The sequence below is a fragment of the Ventrimonas sp. genome, assembly GCF_048380235.1.
Lineage (GTDB): Bacteria > Bacillota > Clostridia > Lachnospirales > Lachnospiraceae > Brotaphodocola.
The window spans coordinates 14,839-38,386 of record NZ_DBFCCJ010000050.1 but is presented as its reverse complement, the minus strand read 5'-3'; the positions used below and the strand labels follow the sequence as shown (position 1 = coordinate 38,386).

The 23,548-nt window shown below is 48.1% G+C and carries 3 protein-coding genes; 2 read left to right on the top strand and 1 reads right to left on the bottom strand.

The window, feature by feature from the left end:
- Nucleotides 1-157 precede the first annotated feature (157 nt).
- Nucleotides 158-1,219 (bottom strand): tetratricopeptide repeat protein, encoded by a 1,062-nt coding sequence (locus ACMP1L_RS08445; protein WP_418452673.1) that lies wholly within the window; start codon nt 1,217-1,219, stop codon nt 158-160.
- Between the two features lie 179 nt (nt 1,220-1,398).
- On the opposite strand from ACMP1L_RS08445, the gene ACMP1L_RS08440 reads away from it, so the two are divergent.
- A complete protein-coding gene (locus tag ACMP1L_RS08440; RefSeq protein WP_418452672.1) occupies nt 1,399-2,208 on the top strand; it encodes a LytTR family transcriptional regulator DNA-binding domain-containing protein in 810 nt (269 codons plus the stop codon).
- Nucleotides 2,209-2,411: 203 nt separating this feature from the next.
- Nucleotides 2,412-23,498: a hypothetical protein gene (locus ACMP1L_RS08435; RefSeq protein WP_418452670.1), complete on the top strand. Its 21,087-nt coding sequence runs from the start codon at nt 2,412-2,414 to the stop codon at nt 23,496-23,498.
- The last annotated feature ends 50 nt before the right edge of the window (nt 23,499-23,548 follow it).

Sequence of the window (23,548 nt, the reverse complement as noted above, 5' to 3'; positions counted from 1 at the left end):
CTTGAATTTGCGTACTCGCGATTAATCTACTATATTCTATACTAAAAACCGCTGTTTTTCAACTGTTTTTTCGTGTTTTGCCGTGTTTTGCCGCGATTAGCAGGGGCTTTTGCGGTATTTTTGCTGCATCCGGACTGGTGTTTGGTCCTGCCGCGGGTTATCGGCTGAGCTGGTCCAGGATATCTTTGGTATCGGACATGAGCTGAGAATCCGTGGAATGTTCCATCACATACTCAAAATCAGCTTTGGCCAGACTGGCTTCATCTGTATGAAGATAGCAGACTCCTCGGTTGTAGAAGGCAAAATCCGCAAAGCAGTTTCCCTCGATTGCGGCAGTGAAATACGGAATAGCCGTTTTATAGTCTTCCCGGTTCATGCTGATGGAACCAAGGTAGAAATTGCATTCAGCCAGGTAAGCACCCTGTTCATAGGCTTTTCGGAGATAGCTTTCCGCGGCTTCTTCCTGTTCCAGGTTCATGTAGGAAGAGCCAATGAGGAAATTCAGTTCTCCGTCCTCTGGCTTTGCGACGGCATATTTCTGAAAATCGGCGAGAGCACCCTCAAAATCTTCAAGGGAATAACGGCAGACACCGCGGGCATAGGCAATTGCATCGGCATATTCCGGGAGTGCTTTTTCCGCATTGTTGTAAGCGGTGATGGCATTTTCGTAGTCCATCTGCTGCTGGTAACAGTCTGCGATGTACATCAGTACATCCGTCTGGGATGGATCAATCTGGTACATGGTTTCGTAGTCGGTACGGGCTTCGGCGTATTTGCCGTTTTCCTCCAGAAGCTGTGCCCGGAGCTGTCTTGCATCGTAGAGATCCGGGGCCAGGCGGATAGTGGTTTCCAGATCGGCCATGGCTTCATCGGACCGGTTTAACAGGACATAAAGTCCGGCTCGTTTCAGGTAATACTGGGGATTAGCGCTGTCCAGTGCAAGCAGATGATTGATTTCATCAAGTGCTTCATCATAATTGCTCTGGGTCACAAGTTCAGAAAAATGATCCAGGGCAGCATTTTGCTCGTCCAGTGACAGCTGCAGCTTTTCCTGAAGCTGTTCGGCTGCCTGATGCGACCGGTGCTGTTCATACTGTTCCAGAAATGCAGTGGACACGTAGGGGAGCGCCAGAGATACAATGAGAATCAAGGCAATCCCCTTTTTTCGTGCGTTGATTTTAAAGAAAAGACCGCGGCGGCCTGTAGAATGATGTTTCATAAATGCCCCTTTCTCTTATGCAGGTTCATAAGGGTTAAAATTATGGATTAATAACCTCAGAGTATCATAAGTAATCTAAAAACTCAATAAAAATAGCAAAATTTTGACATTAGAGCTGGCAAAATGCTATAATTTATGACAACAACAGCGGATTTTTAGGACAGAGAGGAGAAATGCTTATGCAAAAAAAGGTGGCGCAGGAGGCACTGGAACTGACGCGGGAGTGCCTGATGCAGTATTGGCAGCTGAATCCGGAACTGGTACTGTCTTACTGTGATGAGGATGTATTATGGACCGGGACACTGCAGAAGCAGTTTATTGTCGGGAGGGAAGCGACTGCGGAAGATCTGCGGGGTACTATGCGGGATTTAAAACCATGCCATTTAATGGAACAGGATTTTTTTGTAGTGCAAAACAGTGGAAATGTCTGTACGGTGGCAGGGCGTTATCTGGTCACGACTGATGAGCGTGTGGAATTTTTCCTTCAGGTGCAGCAACGCTGCACGTTTGTCTGGGAGCAGAGAGATGGGAAACTGAAAATCTGTCATATGCATATTTCCAATCCGCTGGGCGAACTGAAAACAGTGGGAGATGAGATGTTTCCCAGCACCATGGGCAGAATGGCGCATAAATATCTAATGCGCCGGTTTAGTACACTGACAGATAAAACCAAGCTGATGGCTGCAGATCTGGAGGACCGGGAACACATCTTTCTTTTATCTGAGATTCTTTATGTGGAGGCAGGCGGACGCATAAGCATCATTGCTTTTCTTTCCGGAGCGAAAATACCAGTGCGTATGACATTAACAGAGTTTCAGGAGAAAGCAGATGAGAGGTTTGCGGCAGTGCACCGGAGCTATGTTATCAACACGGAGTGCATTTCCCGGATCAAGAAATATGAGGTGGTACTGATCGACGGGACGCGGATTCCAATTCCGGTGAAGAAGTACCGGGAAACCAGAGAAATGCTGTTAGAGCGGCTGCAGTAGGAAAATTTCAAAAATAAGTTTTCGATGTCAATATTCATGCCTTTCATGCAGAAAACATTGAATGAAGAAGTCTATTTCTGTATAATCAAAGTAGAAAACTGTATTTTTCCAAAGGATGACAAAAAAGTCAGAAAACATAAAAGCTACGGATACATATAGTAAAAAGGACGAGTCAGTTACGTTTAGAAAGGAATGGCGAATCTATGGGTATACAGGAAAAGGCAATGTTAGAGTACCGAAAGACCATGAAACGGGCAAAAGGAATGATCGCGGTTTTGGGACTGTGTATGGCAGTTACAGGGACATCGGTTTCTTATGCGGCCGGCGGCACTGCAGATTCCGGCTATGAAAGCAGTCAGGATGCTGCGGTCGGAGACAGCGCAGATTCTGGCGGCGGAAGCTTTGAGGCCGGTGACAGTTCGGGCGGAGGAGGCTCTGGCGGGGGCGGAAGTTCCGAAAGCGGGGATGCTTCTGGTGACAGCGGAAGTTCTGAAGTCGGCGGCAGTTCCGGCGGCAGCGAAGCCGGGGAAAATTCCGGAGACAGCGGAGACAGCTCGTCTGGAGACAGCAGTTCCGAAAGTACCAGTTCTGATAGTGAAAGCAGCTCGGAAGATAACAGTGGAAACTCTGAGGATGGAAGCAGTTCGGAAATTGATTCCGGAAAAGGATCTGAATCTGTAAATCAGTCTGGCGGCACTTCTGAGACAGGCACTGGTTCTGAGAATGACAAGAATTCCACAGACAAGAGTAATCCTGGAATTGGAACAGGTTCAGAAAATATACAGGAACCGGAGCAGGGAAGCGTTTCTGACGGAAGCGTGAATTCTGGTGCAGATTCGGAAGATAAGAACCGTGCAGACGCTGGAAATACACAGCAGGACACGGGAATGTCTGGAGAAGGCCAGGACAGCAGCATTGAAACATCTGGAACAGATACAGTGGGCGCTGGAGAAAATCCGGATGGAGCGGAACAGACCAAAGCCGGTCAGCCGGAGACAGGTGCAGCCGATGCGGAATCACCGGAATCGCCGGAGACAGGTGCAGTCGATGCGAAATCACCGGAATCGCCGGAGACAGCTGTGGCTGAAGAAAAAACTGCCGCAGGGATACCGGAAGAGCAGAAGCAGGAGATTGCAGCACAGGCGGCTCCGAAAGCAGCTCCTGCAGTGCAGGCAGCGAATGAGCTGGAAGTGGAGGATGCAAACTCTACGGCAATTGATGTCAGAAGTGATGAAGCCATTGAAATTTCCATCGGTGATAACTCAAAGCTGACCGTTATCGTGAAGAGTGGGGCAGCAACAAAGAAAACCGCCTACACGAATGCAAACATCACCTCAGTAAAGATCGCTTCAAAGACGAAGATCAGCTTCCGGGATCCAGTGAATACAGAGAATAAAGTCCTGGATCTGGCAACAGCCATTATGGAACTGATTGCTAAGCAGATTGAATTGAAGCCGAGTCAGAACGTGACGCTGAAAGTCAAAGAACTGAAGCTTACCGCTCAGGATACCGGCTCCGCCACAGCGGGGGATGTATTCCTGAATGTAGTCAAGAAGGTGTATGATTCGGATACGACATATGTCGGCATAAAAAATATGACAATTGTCGCCAGTGGTGATACGGACGATAAAGACAAGGGATCCGAGATCACCATTACAGCGACAAACAAAGCATCTTCAGCGGCGGACAGCGCATCGGCAGGAAAAGAGGTCGATGCAGATACCAGTGATTCAGGCGTATGGTCATCCGTCAATGACAAGATTGAGGATATCGACGGATACCTGGCAAATGTAAAAAATATCGAGACCATCATTGAGATTGAGGATTGCAGTTTTACCGCAGATACGATCACCTTATCTTCTATGAATGATCTGACCATGAGCACGAAGAGTGTTGGCATTGGAGTGGCAGTCAATGTAGCGAATGTTTCTTCAGCAGTTCTGGTAAAGAACAGTGATTTCAGATCCACCAAAAACATTGAGATGACAGCAAAATCCGTGATCAAATCGGATGTAAATGCAGATGCAAAAGCAGGAAATATTGCAGTTGGCGTTTCTGTCATCGGCGGAACTACTAAAGTAAGTATTGATAGTACAAGACAGAACAGCATTTCTGCAGGCGGCGACCTGATTCTGGTGGCAGAAAGCAATGCTGCAGCAGCAACCAATGCGCTGGGAAAGAAAACCAATTCCAGCCAGAGCGGAGCATTTGCAGGTGTATCGGTGATCAATTATGACACCATGGCAAATATTGGCGGAAATGTCAATGTTACAAAAGTAGAAAACCTGAAGGTTTCCTCCACGCAGCATGGAGTGAATGGCACCACTGTAAAATCTGTAAAGTCGGAGGAGAAAAATTCTTCTGTAAAGGAAACAGCTTTGAATACGATCCTTGGAATCATCAACAATTCCCTGGAAAACATTCAGCTGACTACTAGATTGAAACAGAAGGGCAGCGAGATGGCTTCTGATGCCAAGACGAAGATCAGCAGCTGGTTCCACAAAGATGAAGTAGAAGGCAAGTTAAGCGAGTCTCTGGAAACAGCCAGCGGCGAAGACAGCGGAGTGGGAAGCCTTTTTGAAGAAGCAGAAAAAGAAATCAGCAATAAAATCAAACTTACATTTAAAGACACAACTGGAAAAGATGTAACAGGCGTTACCGTAAAGATTACGCCAAACGAAGGGACTGCATCAGCTCCAAGACTCTGGACACTGGATAAGAGTAATGTTTATGAAGGAACGGAGTTTGCGAATGGTTCCTATACCATAACCATCATTGTACCGAGTGGTTATGCAGTTCCGGCAGATCAGGTAATCGAGATTGCTTCCGGAAAAGGGTATAACGGAATTGTGAAACTGGCAAAGACAAGTAATACTAAAAATCAGCTGGTTGGAGCAATCGCAGTAACAATTGTAAATTCCACAAATGAAGCATCTATTACAACAACAGGCACAATTAATGCCGGCGGAAAAGTAGAAGTGCTCGCAAACGCAGTTTCCAATAATACAACGGTTGCAGATGCTTCTACCATTCCAAGCGGATTAGAGAATGACGCGGATGACAATGAATTCCGGTTTGCGGCAGTGACAGAAGATGGATCTACCACACTTCCGGTAACGGCAACTCTGACGAAAGTAACACAGGACGGTCAGACAGATACCGGCAATCCATATAATCAGACATTCCTGGACAAAGACGGACTGATTAAATTTACAAACGGAGCCACACAGAATGAAGACCAGTCAATAAATGGAAATCAGCAATTAACAGCAGGAAAATACAAGCTGGTATTCATACTTCCAGGCAGTTTCGGTTTTGCTCCGAAGGATATGACAGGAATCGAAGTTACGGATGAAACAAAAAATGGAACTACTTACAAAGTATATACCATGTATATTACTTTAACAGCAAACAACACCAATGGAGTAAAAGGTTTAAAGCAGCTGATCACTATGAAAGCCAATGGTGATACCTCCGGAAAGAGTGGTACCAACATTTCAGCAGGCGTGGCAATCGGAGTTGGAGTTGTGAATAACCGCAATGAAGCTTATATTTCAAATGCAACGATCAACGCACAGGATCTTACAGTTGCGGCAGTTACAGGCGGACAGAGTGTCCAGGTGGAAGTGGACGAAAATGGAACAACAAAAACAGAAACCAGGAACTACGATAATCTGTCTTCTGTAAGTACAACAGCAGGATTTAACTCGGGCAATTTTGGACTGGGCGGAGCTGTTTCAGTAAATGTAGTAAATGACATTACAAATGCCTACATCAGCAAGGCGACTATTAATATAGAAAGAGATCTTTCTATTACAGCGAGCAGTAAGAGCAACGCAGCAACAAAAGCCGGATCCGATGATTCCCAGAAAGAATTTGCAAAGTCCACCGGTGTCGGAACGGCAATTGGTGTTGGTGTAGTCAGCAATACTACAACCGCAGATCTGGAAGAGACGACAGTAGTAAACGGAACAGGAAACAGCAACAAGTTTAACTCCCTGACCGTGAAAGCAGAATCTGAGGGTGAGATTACTGTGGAAGCCATTGCCGGAGCAGCCGGAGGCAAGGCAATCGTTCCGGTGGTTGTAGTAAACATTTTAAATGGAACCACAAGAGCAAAGGTTGCAGCGAACAGTCAGCCAGTCGCACTGGTCGGAAATTTGACGGTCTACGCAAAATCAAATAAGAAGAAATCCACCAGGGCCAGCGGAAAGGCTGCAGGCAGCAGCGTGGCAGTGGGCGGAGCCGTGACCGTATCCGCAGGAAAGCTTCATCAGTATGCGTACATGAACCGTAAGGTGACAGGTGCAAAGGACATCAGTGTAAAAGCAGAAAGCGGAAACTCGGCAGAGACCATCAGCATTGCCGGTGCCAATGGAGCAGATGCACCGAGTGAAGATGACAGCAATTCTGATAGCAGTGATGACAGTGATCCGCAATCGCCGGATAATCTGGTGAACAAGGCACTGGCAAGCGGCAAAAAAGTCGGTTCCGGTACGGATGGAATCTCTGAGACAGAGTCAAAGACTCCACAGTCCGCAGAGACCACCGAAGGAAAAGTAACCGCAGCGGCGGCTGTGGCAGTGGAAGTATGGAATGATGAAACTGTAGCCAGTGTCAAAGCAGATACAGTTTCCAGTGGTAAGCTGGAAGTGATTGCCCTGGCACACAACAATGTAACTGTGAAAGCCAATGCATCTTCCACTTTAAGCACTAATGGTGTAGGCGTCAGCGTAGCAATTCTGGTCGGTAATTTAGTGAACCGGGCAGAGATTTCCGGAAGCCACAAGACCGGTTATTTCCTGGTTCGTGCAGGAATGCCGACTGATAGTAGCGGAAAAGAAACAGCCAATACCATCGAAGTGATCAGTATTTCCGGTGCAGGTGCTTCCAACGTAGGCGTAGCCGGAGCGGCTGCAATCAATATTTTTAATACTGCTTATACTGCAAACGTGAATGGAAACCTGACAGCACAAAGCAGTCAGGAGAGCAGTGTGACAGCAAAGGTGAACCAGAAGATTACCACCAAGGCAGGTGCAAGCACAGACCTTGAGGGAGCAGAATCTGGAAACAGCAGCAGCACCGGAAACAGCGGCAGTACCGGAAACAGCGGCAGTACCGGAAACGGCAGCAATAGCGGAAGCAGCTCTGGCGGAAGTGATAAGAGTGTTGGCGTAGGCGCGTCCTTCGGACTGACCATTGCGGACACAACGGCAGATGCAAAAGTTGCAGGCGGCAATATTAAAACAGCAGGCAATTTCGCTGTGAAATCTGTGATCAACAGTGAAATGGAAACTTATGTGGAAGCTGGTAATGATGCATACGAAGATGCCGATGGCAAGAGTACTTCTGATAAGGCTGATAGAAAGTATGATTCCCTGGACGCAGCAGTTTCTGTATCTCTGGTAAGCAGCAATGCAAACGCAGAGATCAGCAGCGGAACAACTGTTGATACCGGTGGCAATCTGGATATTTACGCAGAGAGTGTCTCTAAGACGGAGACCACCGCAAAGGGCGATGCGGAAGCGAAGAACGCAGCAGTCGGTGCCTCCGTAGCCGTAAACCTGGTGGCAGAGAAAGTCAGCGCACTTCTGGCAGGAACTGCATCGGTTGACGGAAACTTTACCGTACATGCCATTGCCAAAGCACAGGATCTGGCAAAAGCGTACGCAACGGCGTCTGGTGTAGATTTATCCCGTTACGAGAAGAAGTACAATGCAACCATTGCTTCTATATTAGATGGTTCAGCATTTAAGAAAAACAATAACAACTCTGGAAAGAGCAATACTTCTTCTGATAATAAAGTAAACGAGAAGATCGACAGCAAGCTGAACGCTGAGGATAAGAACAAGACCAGTTCTGATACCAGTCTTTCCAACAAAGTCCTGGCGGCAGCAGATGTGAAGACTTCCGAGCATTCTGTGGACAGTGGTTCAACCGACACTACAGGAGCGAATGCAGCCAATGCGGCAAATGCAAAGAAGGATGCTCAGAGCGGCAAGACCGGAACCATAACCAATCAGGAAAATCCGGTATCCGTGGCAGCAGCAGTCGGCGTTTCCATCGTATCCCACGATGTAAGCACAAGAGTATCCGGTACTGTGAAGAAGGCTAAAACAGTTACCATCAAAGCAGAGAACCTTGACAACTTTGAGATGCTGGCAACCGGAGCGGCCGTTTCTAAGAAAACCTCCATTGCTCTTGGTGTGGCAGTGGTGATCAATAACAGTAAGACTTTAGCAGAATTAACTGGCAATCTGGGTGATGAAACTCAGAATATGAAAGTTGGCAATGTGCTGATCCGGGCAATCACCAGACACAATATGGATGAGGATTACAGGACCAGACTTGGTGCAGAAGCCATTGCCGGAGCAGCAAATGGTTCTGCAGCTGGTGGTGCGGCAGCAGCAGGCGCGGTAGCACTGATTGTATCAAATGCAGAAACAATTGCAAAAGCTGGAAATAACGCAGTAATTTATTCCGATGGCGATGTAACAGTAGAAGCCATTGAGCAGAGCAAACTGGCAGCCCGGGCATGGGGCGCATCTGTAACCAGCAGCAAGTTCAATGAGCAGAACGGCAGCGGAAAGACCAGCGAATCCGCAGGTGGTTCTACAACAGCAGGAATTGGCGCATCTTATGCCATGATCTATGTGAACAACAAGACAACTGCAGAGATCGGTGACAATGCGCAGATCACAGCAAAGAGTCTTCTGGTCAATGCAGAGAAACAGCAGGTAAGTGCAAGTGCTGATGATATTGGCGGAAACATCAAGATCAATGGCGTGATCAAAACTGGTTCCACTCAGATCAAAGATGGTAAGGTTGAGATCAATACAACCGATGATGCACAGAGTTCTGAAGACCTGAAATTATCTGATCTTGCCAGTGTAGTAAAGGATCTCTGGAATCTTCTTTCCAATAATAACTACTACCTGGAAGCCGTCGGCGGAGCAGCTTCTGCTGAGAATACAAAATTTACCGGAGCAGGTTCCTTTACGGTTCTGGTGATCAATGATTATGTGGCAGCACTGGTTGGCAAGAATGTAACTTTGATTCTGACCGATGGTCTGACCGTCAAAGCAGCTTCCAAAGTAAATGCAGTGACCATCGCAGGTTCCGTGGCATATGGCGGCAGCAAGAGTGCCGGTGTTGGCATCAATACCATCATTCATAATTCTGAAGTCTATACAGGACTTGGTGAAGATTCTAAGGTTACTGGTGCAAACGATGGGGCATGCAATGGCGATGTGACTATCAGCGCATCCGGTGAACTGGATCTGACTTCGATTCTGGTAGCAGCAGCGGCTTCTTCTTCCAAGTCAGGCAATGGAACACAGGCTGCGGGAGAAGGTGTTGTTAACATTTTCGTAAATGGAAACAACGTAACCGCAGAGATTGGCAAAAACGCAACCATTAAAACGAAGGGTAACGTAAAATTAACCGCAGCATCCAGACTTGGCTATACCGGAATTACCGGCGGTATCGCGGCATCTGGCGGACACGGAATCGGTGCTTCTGTCAGCGTGATCGTGGTCAATACCAATACTCTGGCACAGATTGGCAATGGCGCAAACATTACGGCTGGCGGAAACTTAACCGTAAGTGCAGACAGCGAAGAGACCATCGTGGCAGTGATCGTCAATGGAGCGGCAGCTGGAAGCAATGGTGTGGCAGCAGCAGTCAGCCCGGCAGTCAATGTGATCAGGGGCAGTACCGTTGCAAGAGCTGGAACCGGAACTTATAACGTCAATGCGATGTCTGTAACTGCAAACAGCAAGACTGTCATCGTGATCGTTTCCGGCGGCGCGGCAATCAGCAGCGGAAAATCCGGTGTCGGCGGTTCTGTACAGGTGAACGTATTCTTAAAGAAGGTTCTGGCAGAGATCGCAGACGGAACCAGCAGTGATTATGCAGCGATTATCGCTCCTGGCGGATTGACTGTAAGTGCAGATGCGACAGAAAAGAATGATATTTTTGTCATTGGTTTAGGCGGCGGCAAGAGCGCATCTGTATCTGGTTCCATCGGCGTCATCGTCATCAGCAACGATGTTATGGCGAAGATTGGCGATTATACACAGATCGGTAACGCAAATAGCCGCGGCAATGTAACTGTATCAGCGAAAGATTCCATGATCAACGTGGTTCTGGCTGGCGGATTTGCCGGTTCTGCAAGCGGTGCAGCAGTTGGACTTTCCAATGCAGATGTGATTGCAGATGGAAAGACTCAGGCACTGATTGGTGACCATGCAACGATCTATGGAAACAATGTAGCTGTAACAGCAGCATCAGATAAGAAATTTATCAACATCGTCATCAGCGGCGGCGTATCCGCAGGCGGAACAACGGTAACCGGTTCTGCAGCAGTGGTAGTTGTCGGGGACACGGTGAAGTCAGCGGTTGGTAAGAATTCCGTGATCAATGCCAACGGCGATGTACAGATCATTGCTCTGGGCAGTACCGATATCATTGATATCGTTGGCAGCCTGGGATTATCTACCAGTGGTGCAGCTGTTGGAGCTTCCATCGATACTATCGTATATCAGGGACTGATTTACGCAGGTGTTGGCAAGGGAACAAAGATTACCACCAGCAATAGCGGCAACGTGATCGTTTCTGCAAAGAGTGATGATACTCTGATAGATCTGGTGATCGGAGCTGCCGGTGGTTCCAGTGCGGCAGTGAATGGTTCTGTAGCAGTGATTGTAGCAAAACAGAACGTATTCGCGCTGATCGGAACTCCAGACAGCAACAATGAGAACGCAGACGCAGCAGGAACTGTGATTTCTGCAGATGGCAGTATCCAGGTAACCGCAGAAGCAGAGCAGACCATCCTCTCCGGAGCAGGTTCTGCAGCAATCAGCGCTGGAAGCGCAGGTGTTGGCGCAGGTGTGATTGTGATTACGGATACTCACAGAACATGGGCAGAAGCAGGAATTGGCGCTGCACTGGATGCTCTTGGCAAGAACAGTGTCAGCGGTAATTTTGGCAAGCTGACAATTACAACAGACAGCACCAGCGGCAATGTGGTTTCCAGACGCGGAAAACATAACCAGATGACCATCAACGGCATCATCATTGGTGCTTTCAACACAACCAATATTCACGCGATCGCAGTTACCGGAGCAGGCGGATCCAGCGCAGGTGTCGGCATTGCAACAGTAACCGTAGTAGAAAAGGCGAAAGCCCAGGCGGTTATCAATGCAAATGCCAGAATAAATCAGGGCAGCCGTCAGGGAGCGCATCAGCAGTCCGGCGTTCATGTCATCGCATCCAATGACACCGTAGAAAGTGTCTCGGGTGGTGCGGCGTCAGGCGGCGGAACAGCAGGTGTCTCCGGTGCAGTGGTTGTCTACACAGGAATTAAAGAAACCACAGCAAGAATTGGTGATGGAGTACAGATCTTTGCAGAAAATGCAATTGTAGTTCTGGCTCATTCCGACAATCAGATTTACGCCAATGTCATTGGCGCAGCAGCAGGCGGAACCGCCGGTGTAGGAGCAACCGTATCGGTTATCGTTCTTCAGGATACTACAACCGCAAGTGTTGGCGGAACCTTAAAAGCTGGAACTATTACCATTCAGGCAGAGTCCAATCAGTACCTGCAGCTTTCCGCAACATCCATTCAGGGCGGCGGAACGGCGGCAGCAGGCGCATCGGTGGGAACCATCGTATTCAAGGGCAAAACTCTTGCAGAGGTTCGTCCAGGTGCAACCTTAATTGCAGCAAGTGGCGATATTCTGATCTGTGCAGTATCCAAAGAAACCATCGATATGACGGTGATTGGTGCGGGCGCAGGCGGAACAGCAGCCGTGAACGGTTCCTTCGCAGTGTTAGTCATGAATGTGACCACACAGGCAATTGTTGGAAACGGATGTACTCTGAAAGCAGAGAATGGAACGATCACAGTAAAAGCAGAAGATGCAACCAGCCTGAATTTGAAGACAGGTAATGTAACTGTTGGCGGAACTGCGGCAATCGGAGCAGCGATTGAAGTTGCGATTTACCGCAATACCGTAACTGCAATGATTGGCAACAATTGTACAGTGCTTGCAAAGGCAATCTTAGTTCAGGCAGCGTCAGACCGCGGCATTACAGCGAAAGCTGTCATGGCAGGTGCAGGCGGAACTGCAAGTGTCAACGGAAGCATTCTGGTACTTTCCATTGGCGCTGCAACTGCAGACAGCGACGCCAACAAGGCCAATACAAACGGCGGCGGTAATTCTTCTGACAAAGCAAGTGATGAAGCATCAAAGCGTGGCCAGGCGGCAGTAAATCATGGTTATGGTCAGACAGTTGGCGCTGGCGACCAGAATAATCAGTATGTGGATGAGGCAAATAGCATCATCACCGGACTGAAAGAAGAGAACAAGTCTCTGATCAGCGGATACTTTACCAGCGCTTCTGTAGATGATAAGACATATGCAGGCATTGGCGATGGTGGTTCCACAACCGCAACAGACGGCGATGTTACTGTAGAAGCAACAGAAAAGACAAAGTTAGATGCAATTGCAGGAGCAGCAGGCGGAAGCGGCACAGCATCCGTTGGTATCTCCATGAATCTGGCGATCATCAAGGGCACTGCAGAGGCAAGACTTGGCGGTACGGTAAGAGCTGATAAAGGAAATGTCAAAGTTCACGCACAGAATATTTTAGAGATTCCGAACTTCATTTCCAGCGGCGGTGGTGCAGCTGGTTCTGCATCCGTGGCAGGAACCATCACAGTCATCAAAGCTGGCGAGCAGGCAGCTGCTTATATCGCACCGAATGCAAACGTATACGCAGATGGCAACGTGATCGTTCTGGCAGAAAGTGCTCAGGACATCCGGGTGATCAACGGAAGCGTAAGCGGCGGTGGCGCAGCAGGAATTGGTGTGGCTACCAATGTGATTGTTTTCTCTAACAAGACACATTCTTATATTGGTGATGGTGCAGTCGTTACTGCCAATGCAAACAGAGGAAATGTAAACTTTGCAGACGGCACAGCAACTTCTGATGTAAATGAGAATTATAAGAACTTAAATGATAAGGATACGACGACCGATTATGTGTCTTCTAAGTCCAATGAGTCTGCTCAGTCTGGCGTTTTAGTAGGTGCGAAATCTTCCCAGAAGATCCGCAGCTGGGTAGTCAGCGGAGCAGCAAGCGGAGCCGTATCGGTAGTTGGTTCTGTCAATGTATTAGTATTTGGCAGTGAGACCAAAGCATGGATCGGAAAGAATGCAAAAGTTACAACAAAGAACAATGGTGATATTCTGGTGATCGCAGTGGATACCACTTCCATTCAGGATGTGGCAGGTAATATAGCCGCCAGCGGCACAGTCAGTGCAGGCATCTCCAACGATACCATTACCTTCCAGAAGGTGACCAGCGCCTATGTAGATGAAGGCGCAGTATTAACCAGCGGAAGAAATATCATCATCAAGGCAATCAGTGATGAAGCCTATGTGGTAGTTGTAGTCAGTGCCGGTGCGGCAGTTGGTGCAACACCAACAGGTGCTGTGAACGGAGCAGTTTCTACGATCATCATAAAGAATGAGACTACAGCAGAGGTGAAAGCCAATACTGCAGCTACCATTCTGACTGCAAACGGCAGCATCGCAATCTGGGCAGAAGATAACCAGAATCTGTATGTGATTGCAGGATCAGCCAATACTGCCATCAGCGCAACCGGAGTATCCGTCAGCGGCGCGGCAGGTGTAGCGGTTGTGAAAGCAAGCAATACGGTTCAGGCACTGGTTGGAAAACTGGCTCGGTTAGATACTTATGGAACGACAGGTATTACTTTCTATACCGGCGAGTTAGATGGCAATGATGGCGACCGGAAGAGAAACCGCAAGAAAGCGACTCAGTACGGCGTTCTCATCGGAGCATTTAACACCAATAATCTGATGGCAATCACTGCTTCTGGTTCTGCAGGTACTGGCGCAGCGGGATCCATTGCTTCTACCACAGTTGTTTCTGATACGGTAATACGGGCAAAAGTAGATACCGGAGCGAGAATCAATCAGAACAGCCGGGAACACGTAACACGGAGTTCCAGTGTGAAGGTCATTGCCATGGATTCCACGGAGGTTGACACGGCAGCTGGTGGTGCGGCAGTCGGTATCGCAGGAGCAACGGGAACCATCGTAGTGACTTATTTAAAGAAGACCGTAGAGGCCATCTTAAATGGTACGGTTTATGCACCAGGCGGAGTTGACGTCCTGGCAGTCAGCGATAACAATATATTCCTTCTGACAACCAGCTTAGCAGGCGGTCTGGCAGGCGGCGCGGGAAGCGCATCCGTTCTCTACACAGAGAATACCGTAACCAGCCAGCTTGGCGGAACTATTGAGGCAGGTACAGCAGCAGTCAATGTAAAAGCCATCAACTGGCAGTACATTACTTCCGGTGCGGCATCCGTATCTGGCGGCGCAGTCGCAGTGGGCGGCGCAGGAGCAAGCATCATCTTCAAGAGCCATACCAAGGCGGAAGTGCTGGATGACACATCCATCCAAGCCGGTTCTCTGAATGTGAATGCACAATCCAAAGAAACTATCACCGGTGTGGTGGCAGCAGCAACTGGCGGAAGCACTGCAGTGGGCGGATCCCTGATCCTGATCATTGCCAATGCAGATTCAGCCGCACGAATTGGCAACAACGTAAATATCATTTTGAACGGTGATTTAACCGTTCTGGCAGAAGATATTGCAACTATTAATATGACAGCAGGTACCTTATCCGGCGGTGGAACAGCTGTGGGCGGTGCAGCAGCAGTTCTGATCTTCAAGAATACCGTTCTGGCAGAGATTGGAACAAACGGCAGTATTACAGCAGTGAACCTGAATCTGACAGCAAACTCTAAACGGGACATTACGTCTTATGTAGTTGCAGGTTCCGCAGGTGTCGGCGCTGTATCCGGCAGTGTACTGGTAATTCTGGTTGGCAGCAAGCAGAGTGATGATGCAAAGACGGCTATGAAGCGTGATGACACGAACAACGTAAGTTCCAATAGCCAGAGCAGCATTAACGAGGCTCTGAATAATGCCAATGGTTTGACTGACGAAAGCCTGAAACTGGATATCACAGGTTACTTCACAGGAGAAACTGCCAATGCAACAACGGCGAGAATCGGTTCTGGAACTGTGATCACCTTAACAGGCAACACCAATATCAAAGCAGCAGACACAACCGCAGTAACCGCATATGCAGGTTCTGTATCTGGAGGTGGTTTGGCAGCAGGCGGTTCAGTAGCCATTGCAATCTTAAATGGCACGGTTCAGGCAGAGATCAACGGAACTATCAATGCAAGTGGCACCGTAACCATCAACGCAGAGAACCAGATTACCAGCAATGCCTTTAAGGCGGCAGCAGGTTCCGCAGGAGTCATCGGACTGGGCGCAGCCGTAGCTTACATGGATGTGACCGGAACAACGAAGGTTCTGATCGGAAGCACCGGTTCTTTAAATGGTAAGTCCGGAGTTAACGTATCAGCACAGTTAATCATCACTGCAAATCCGACAGCAGACGGTTATGCTGGTGGATGGGCATCCGCTGGAATGGCAGCAGCCAGATTAAAAGTAACTGGAACAACCATCGTAGAAGTACTTAGCGGCAGCAGTTTGGCATCTATCAATGGCAATGTGAAACTGAATGCAAATCAGAATATTACCTCTACAGCAACCACCACAGCAGCAGGTGTAGGTTATGGAGCAACAGGATCTGTGACTCTTGCACTTGTAGAGGTAGGAAGTACAACAAAAGTAGCAAGTGGAGCCAATGTAACAGCATCAAAGGGTACTTACGATATTCTGGCCCACAGTATTTTAACTGCAACAGCAAATGCGTATGGTTTGTCAGCAGCAGTAGGCGGATCTGTTCAGGCGGCGATTGCCAGACTGACAGTAAAACCGGTTGTGCTGGCGGCTGTTACGGGCGGCAAGATTCAGGCTAAGAATATAAGAGTACGGGCATTGTTTAATGTAAATGACGATGAATCTTATAGCAAAGCCGGCAATCTGGAATCCAATGCATATGCAGGAGCAGCCAGTGGTCTGGTAAGTGGTTCCGGTGCATCTTCGGAAATCATTGTAGACGGCAGTGCAACTGCGGAAGTAACTAATGCAACTCTGACACTGACAGAGGACGCCCTGGTACTCAGCAAAGCCAACGGAAGTTTAACCGGTAACGGAGCAGGCTTAGCGGCAGCTGGTGGCGCGGCAGTGGGTGGTGTTACGGTGAAGATCGAAAATACCTTCAAGACTATTGCACAGATCACCGGAACAACCATTATCAATGCAAGAAACGTCTCCGTTCTGGCAGATTACAGCGGAACTGTAAAAGGAACTGCCAAAGGAACCGCAGGCGGACTTCTGGCAGCCGGAACTGCACAGAACCTGGAAATCACAGAAGATATTACAACCACAGCTGAGATTGCAAACAGTACCATCACAGCGAACGGAGCGGCATCTGCAGTAGCACAGGATGAGCATGATGTAAATGGCAATGCATCCGGACACAGTGCAGCGGGCTTTGCGGCAGGCGGTCTGACTAAGATCACCACGAAGATTACCAATAAGACTACTGCAAGAGTAACCGGAAGTACCATTACCGCACAGAATATCCTGATCCAGGCAGCCGCAAGCATCAACAAAGACACCACAGCGACGGCATCTTCCGGAGCATTTGGCGGATCAGCCAATGACGTCAGCGATGACACCACAGTTAATAATCAGACTTACACGGAAGTGGGAAGCGGAAGCAAGCTGACAGCAATCGATGCAGATCAGGATGGTGACGCAATCGTGATCATCGCGGCATCCAATAACTCTTATAAAGGTTACGCAACTGCAATCGCAGGTGCAATCATTGCCAAAGGTGTCGCGAAGGCAGTTCAGAATGTGACCGATGATGTGCGGGTTAAGATTTATCCGTCCGCGATTCTGGCAAATAAGGGCAATATTAAGATTTATGCGTCAGCGAAAGACATTACTTCCAACTTAACCGCTTACGGCGGAGCTGGCGGAGTGGCAGCAGGAACCAACGTAAAGGCAGAGGCAACCACTACAGCCAATGCAGTGGCAGAGTTCTTAAATGGAATTACCGGCAGCCATGCGTCAGTGAATGCACAGTCCGGAGATGTATTTATTGGAACAAGTACCAATACAGAAGCAAAGGTTTACGGCAGAATTAAATTTACCGTAGATGGCCTCAGCCACATTTCCACCGATGTTGTGAACAGGATGACTATCAATTCGCTGATCAATCTTGGAAGCTGCACAGAGTTGTCAGCGGCGAAAAACCTGGATATTCAGGCAGTGATCGGCCGGATTTACGCATATGCATCGGCATATTCCGAGACTGGTTCTATCATCAATACCCAGTCTAAGCCAAACGCGACGGTAAATGTGACAGCAAACGCAAAAGTAACTGGCACCAACGTAAGGCTGCACGCAGGTCAGACACTGACTCTGTATGCAATTTCGACCAATGATATTTATACCAATGCTTACAGCTATGGCTATACCGCAGGCGGTACTGGTTCTGTCATTTCTACAGCAACCAATAACACAAAAGTCTATGGCAATGTAGAAATTTACGGAAGTGATTCTTCCATGAACGCAAAGGATATCGCCATTGGCGCGGCAGCAAAGAGCGAGAGCGAAGTGTCTTATACAAAGAAAGCAGAGTATAAGGCAGAAACGGTAACGGAATTTATCAAACAGACTGTTACCAGAACCAAGAATGTCATTGAAAAGGTTTCCGAAAAGATTTGTAAAAAGCTTCCGTGGCCTCTGAATAAGATCGTCAAGTGGATTACAAAGACAATCGTGAAGGTCATCACCTGGGTAGAGGAGATTGTAGTAGAAAAGATTCTCCAGAGTGCAACCGATAAGAAGGAAAACGGGGAATACAAATCTGAAAACAACGTAATCTTAAATGGTAATATCTATTATGGAAGCAATGCGGACGTAAGTATTGTCATTGACGAAAATGGAAATATTGCGAACAGCGATGTAACCTATGAGAAGAATGGTGACAATGTCATCATCAAATCTTTCAGTTCCAAGGCAAACGGAAGCTTAAAGATTGAGTCACTCTATGGCAAAGTAAGCGGAACCGTGAAGATTCACAGCAACAATGTGATCACCAGATTAAATATTACCAACAACTCTGCGAAGAATCTGATTTTGAAAAATATCGATCTTTTAGCAGAGTACGATGCAGACAGCTGCGCGTACACCATCCTTTGCAGTGATTATTCCAAGTTTGTGATGGATGATGTGGTGGATAACACCAATCAGCCAGAAGTAACCATTACAACCAATACCGGAAAGAATGTAATCTTTGATGGATGGTTCTCCTATTACACAGCAGTCTTAAATGTTCTGTTCAATGGACAGCAAGGCAGCGTATACTTTGGAGATAATGCGAAACTGGATGTAGCAAAGCTCAATATTCAAAATGCTGAAAATGTAGGAACTGATGGCAGACCGCTTCATGTGAATCTGTTTGTAACGGGCAATGATGATAATAGTCTGAAACGTCCGGAACTGATTGTGGATGCAGCAGGCAATGTTTATCTCCAGGTTGGACTGAAACGCTATATTGAAGTCCAGGGAACAACGACAGCAGAAGCAGAGAAGGCAGCAAACGCAGCAGCAGCGAAGATCAGAAACGTAGATAAGGCTCTGATTCAGTCTGTTAACTGCAGGAATGTACGCCTGATTATGGATCTGCCGAAGCTGCTGGTTGGTGTTCTGGTTGAAGATCCGGTAACTGGAAAACAGACCTATACAACCACAGAATCTGTGAATACTGCATTGAATATTGTGTCAGCAAGCACCAGGGCAGTACAGGAAATTTCTCAGACATTGTATGAGAAAACGGAATTAGATGCCAATGGTGAGTGGAAGACCAGGTATTATACAGATTCCGCATGTACAACCGAATATCAGGCAGCAGATGGAAAACATGTAGAAGAGCGGTATGACACCACTGGTTTTGAGTATTATCTGGTAACCACAGATAGGGATGGAAATGTGAACTATCAGAAACTGGATCGGTCAGCGGAGTATCTGACCGATGAAGCTGGCAACTTTACTGGTGAGGTAAAAGTTGTGATCAATGGTCAGGCGCAGACCATGACACTGGGAAGCGACGATGCAATCCGGTATCTGAAAACATTGACTGATGGAACTTACACAGATCAGCTTTCGAAGACCTTCTGGCTAGTGGATGATGAGGTCACTTTGATTTACAAACCAGCAGAGGGAAGTTCTGATGCAGGTGAGTATGATCAGATTCGTTACAACAAGGATACAAAGAAGTATGAAGTAGTAAAAGCTGGAACGGTAATTAAGGAATATGATTACATTACCTATGATGAAACGAAGAATCAGTATGTTGGTGTAACGGTAAAATCCGTTGAGAAAACCCAGGATATAACTGATATGACTCAGGGTAAGACCGTTGAGTACGAGTATGACAGTCTCGGCACATATGATCTTGGAAGCATCAATGCCGGGAATGATGCAGAAATCCGCGGTCTTGGCAATGCGGATGTGGACATCAATCTGACGGAAACCATCACTGCTGGTGATGATCTGACTCTGGTGGCCGGCACTGTAACAAGACAAGGAAACCAGAGTGTGGATCTGAGCGCGGCTGGCATGTCCGTTCAGATAACAAAGAACTTTGGTACTTCCGCAGATCCGATTCGTGTATCGGTTGGAACGAAGGGATTCAACACTGCGGCAAACAGCACCGGACCAATCTATCTTGAAGCAAAGAACCGGGAGCTGGCCATTGGCTCCATCACTTCCGATGGTGTGGTAGAGATCAGCACTGACAAGGCAGTGAAGGCACTTGACTCAGACATCAACATCAAGGCAGACGCTCTTCGGATCTTAAAGAGCAGTGCAGTGGGAACGGCAGATCAGAACTTAAGAACTAATATTTCCGGCAATATGGAAATCATTTCCATGGGTGATATCTATGTAACACAGCAGGGCACAGCCTATGTGAAGAATATCACAAGCAGCAGAAATAACGGTACGGTTTCCCTGACAGCTGGAAGTATTGCAAATGAAGCAGATGGAACTACCGCAGCGATCACCGCATCCAGCATACTTCTTCACGCAACCACAGGAAGTATCGGAAACACCGATAAAGTGATGAATGTGGAAGCAGGAAACAGCACTCTCAGCGCAGTGTCAGATAGGAGCAGCATTTATCTGACCGATCTGACCGGAAATGTAAACCTGGGACAGTTAAAGGCGGCAGGTAATATCGTCTTTAAGACAGCAGGCAGCATCATCGGCAAGAACACCGCAGCAACTGTGATCGCAGCAGACGCTGACTTAACCAGTACAAACGGCAGCATTGGAACCGCAGAAAGTCCATTAAAGACCCAGGTAACCTCCATCACTGCGGCCGCAGAAAACGGAAGCATCTACTTAGACAACACAGGAGAGAGCGGAATTTTATCCATCGGCAGAGTTAAAGCCGGATCCGACATTCAGATCACGGCAAATGGCATGACCGGAACTGAAGATGGAGATCAGGCAGATGTGACCGGCGAAAATCTGAAACTGACTGCAGTGGATGGCTCCATCGGAACCGCGGACCGGACGCTTAAGGTACAGGGAACGACACTGGATGGTGATGCAGCGGAGAGTATCTGGCTGAAAGTACTGGACGATATGACAGTAAACCATCTGACAGCACAGAAGGGCATTGAGCTGGAAGCACTGAAAAATGTAACTGTGAAGCAGCTGACTGCACCGGAGCATATTCTGGTTAAGGCAGCTGGTAAGGTAATTGCAGGAAGCATTGGAAACGATGATGTTCATGCAACAACCAAGAAACTGGATATGATCGCAGAGCAGATCGCGGAAGACACCAGTTACTTGAAAGTGAAAGGTTACGGAAGTGAGGCTGAACTGGAACTGCAGGTGAAAACCATGACAGGCGTGTATATCCAGGATAACAGCAAGATTTTGAAACTGAAGAAAGTTTCTTCTGACAGCAGTGACGTGAAGATTAAGACAGTCGGAGCTATGGAAAATGGTCTGGAAGACACGGACACTGAGGCTAATGTCACTGCCAGAAACATTGTTCTGGAAGCAGATACTGTTGGAACGGATGAAAAAGCGCTGACCACTAACCTGATCGTGGATAAGAGTCTGGATCCGGCACAGAATGCGCTGATCGTAAAGGCCAACGGCAGCATCAACCTTCACGATATCGGAACCGAAGGAATTCTCCCGATTGCCGAGTTAAGTTCCGCAAACGGTGGCATTTTCTTACGCATGGATCGCAGCACTGCTATTGAGAGTATCAAAGCAGAAAACGGAAGCATTACCAGCCATGTACAGGGCGACTATACGGTGAATCATATGACGGCTGGAAAACAGGTGAATATTTACGCGACCGGAACCATTACCGGAAATGTGAATGGAACCTTTACCATCGGCCATGTGGAAGCAGGCACGGAGGATGACCGTAATGACATCACCTTTACTGTGACCGGCGGTGATCTGTTAAACGGTCTCGCAGAAGAGGAAGAAGACCAGACCAACTTCCGGGGCAGCAATATTACTCTGACTGCGAAAGCCGATGATTCTGGAAACATTGGAAATATCGGATCTTCAGAGCACTGGATCACCACGGAGACGGAAGGCGTTTTAAATGCAGAGACTGACCGTCAGATCTGGTTAAAAGACAGTAGGGCAGAAGGCATGCTGAAGCTTGGCAGTCTGAAAGCAGCTGACCGGATCACCCTGACAGCTGCCGGAGATATTGTAAACGGTATTCCGGATCAGGAAAACAGCGTGAATGTATCAGCAGAGGAGATTTCCCTCCGGGCAGATGGAAATATCGGCGCGAAGGACAATGTGCTTCTGACTAAGGCCAGGAATGCAGCTCTCACGGCAGAAAACATTTACTTAAAGAATCAGGGAAGCCTGAATCTGAGTAAGGCAGAGGCAACAGCAGATATGGAACTGGAAGTATCCGGAAACCTGACATCTGCTGGTACAACTGTGAAAGCAGATCACCTGGTTGTAAAAGCGGACAACGCAGACTTAAAGACCCGCGTGAATGAGATGACCGGAGTGGTATCCGGAAATCTGGCTCTGGATAATGAAGGAAACCTCAGTGTGAAAAACCGTCTGCAGGCCGGTGATACCGTGGAAATCCGCACAGACGGAGGAACCCTGGATATCAGCGGAAGCCTGGAAGCAAAGAACACGAAGCTTTCCGGCGCGGATCAGGTAAATGTCCGCGTAACCGATCAGATCGGCAATCTGGATGTGGCAACCTCAGAGAGTGAAACTTCCGATATTTCTCTGGATATGGAAAGTTCTTCTGAGAAACAGCAGTTTACGTTAGCTACACCGGGCAGCGTGAAGCTGACCACCACCATGGAGGATGAGCAGATTGATCTCTTCGGAAACCGTGTGAAGATCGCAGGCGGCGCAAACAGTGCGCTCTTGCAGTTCAGCCGGATCCCGGGCAGCCTGTTTGTTCTGGTACCGGGCGGAAACAACCGGATTAACGTAGTAACTACTATGGCAGAGACTATCATCCGAACTGGAAATGGCAGTGATACCTTTATCCTGGGTGGAGCGGTGGACGATGAAGAAGACATGGAGTACACCTTTGATTACTCAGGTAAAAATGGAGGAGAGGCCCAGAGCGGCATGATGGGAGCAGGAAATCAGCATAAGCTGGATATTTCCACCGAGGGCGGAGAGAACACCTGGCATCTGTGGATGAGCGGCGCTCCGTTCTACCTGGAAGGCGGAACCGGCCACGATACCTTCATCCGCTACACCTTCACCATTACCGATAAGGATGGAAACACAAAAATCTTTGCAACTCCCCATTACAATATTTCAAGTAAGGGCGGAAATATCACAAAGATTGGATTCCCGTCATACGGAGGCAACAGACGGCCGGTTGTGAGCGGAACCCAGGGAACCTGGATCCTGACTGAGGCAGGAACCTGGCAGTTTGCAAAACAGACCGGCGGATACCAGACCGGCTGGATGTACCGAGGCGGCAAGTGGTGGTACTTCAACGAAGAAGGCATTATGCAGACCGGCTGGATCTTATCCGGCGGACGCTGGTACTACCTGCTTCCGGGTGAAGGCTCTATGCTCACCGGATGGCAGCAGATTGACGGCGTATGGTATTATTTCGCACCGTATGATCACGTGCAGTATCCGGCAGGGAGCATGTTCTGTCAGGAACAGACTCCGGATGGCTATTCTGTAGATGAGAATGGCCGGTGGATCGCGTAACAGAAGCAGCAAAATGATGTGGCTGTCTGCATAGTGTGTGAACAGCTGTC

Bases quoted from the DNA above. Each gene is read 5' to 3' on its own strand.
- ACMP1L_RS08445 (WP_418452673.1), bottom strand. From the start codon at position 1,219: ATGAAACATCATTCTACAGGCCGCCGCGGTCTTTTCTTTAAAATCAAC.
- ACMP1L_RS08440 (WP_418452672.1), top strand. From the start codon at position 1,399: ATGCAAAAAAAGGTGGCGCAGGAGGCACTGGAACTGACGCGGGAGTGC.
- ACMP1L_RS08435 (WP_418452670.1), top strand. From the start codon at position 2,412: ATGGGTATACAGGAAAAGGCAATGTTAGAGTACCGAAAGACCATGAAA.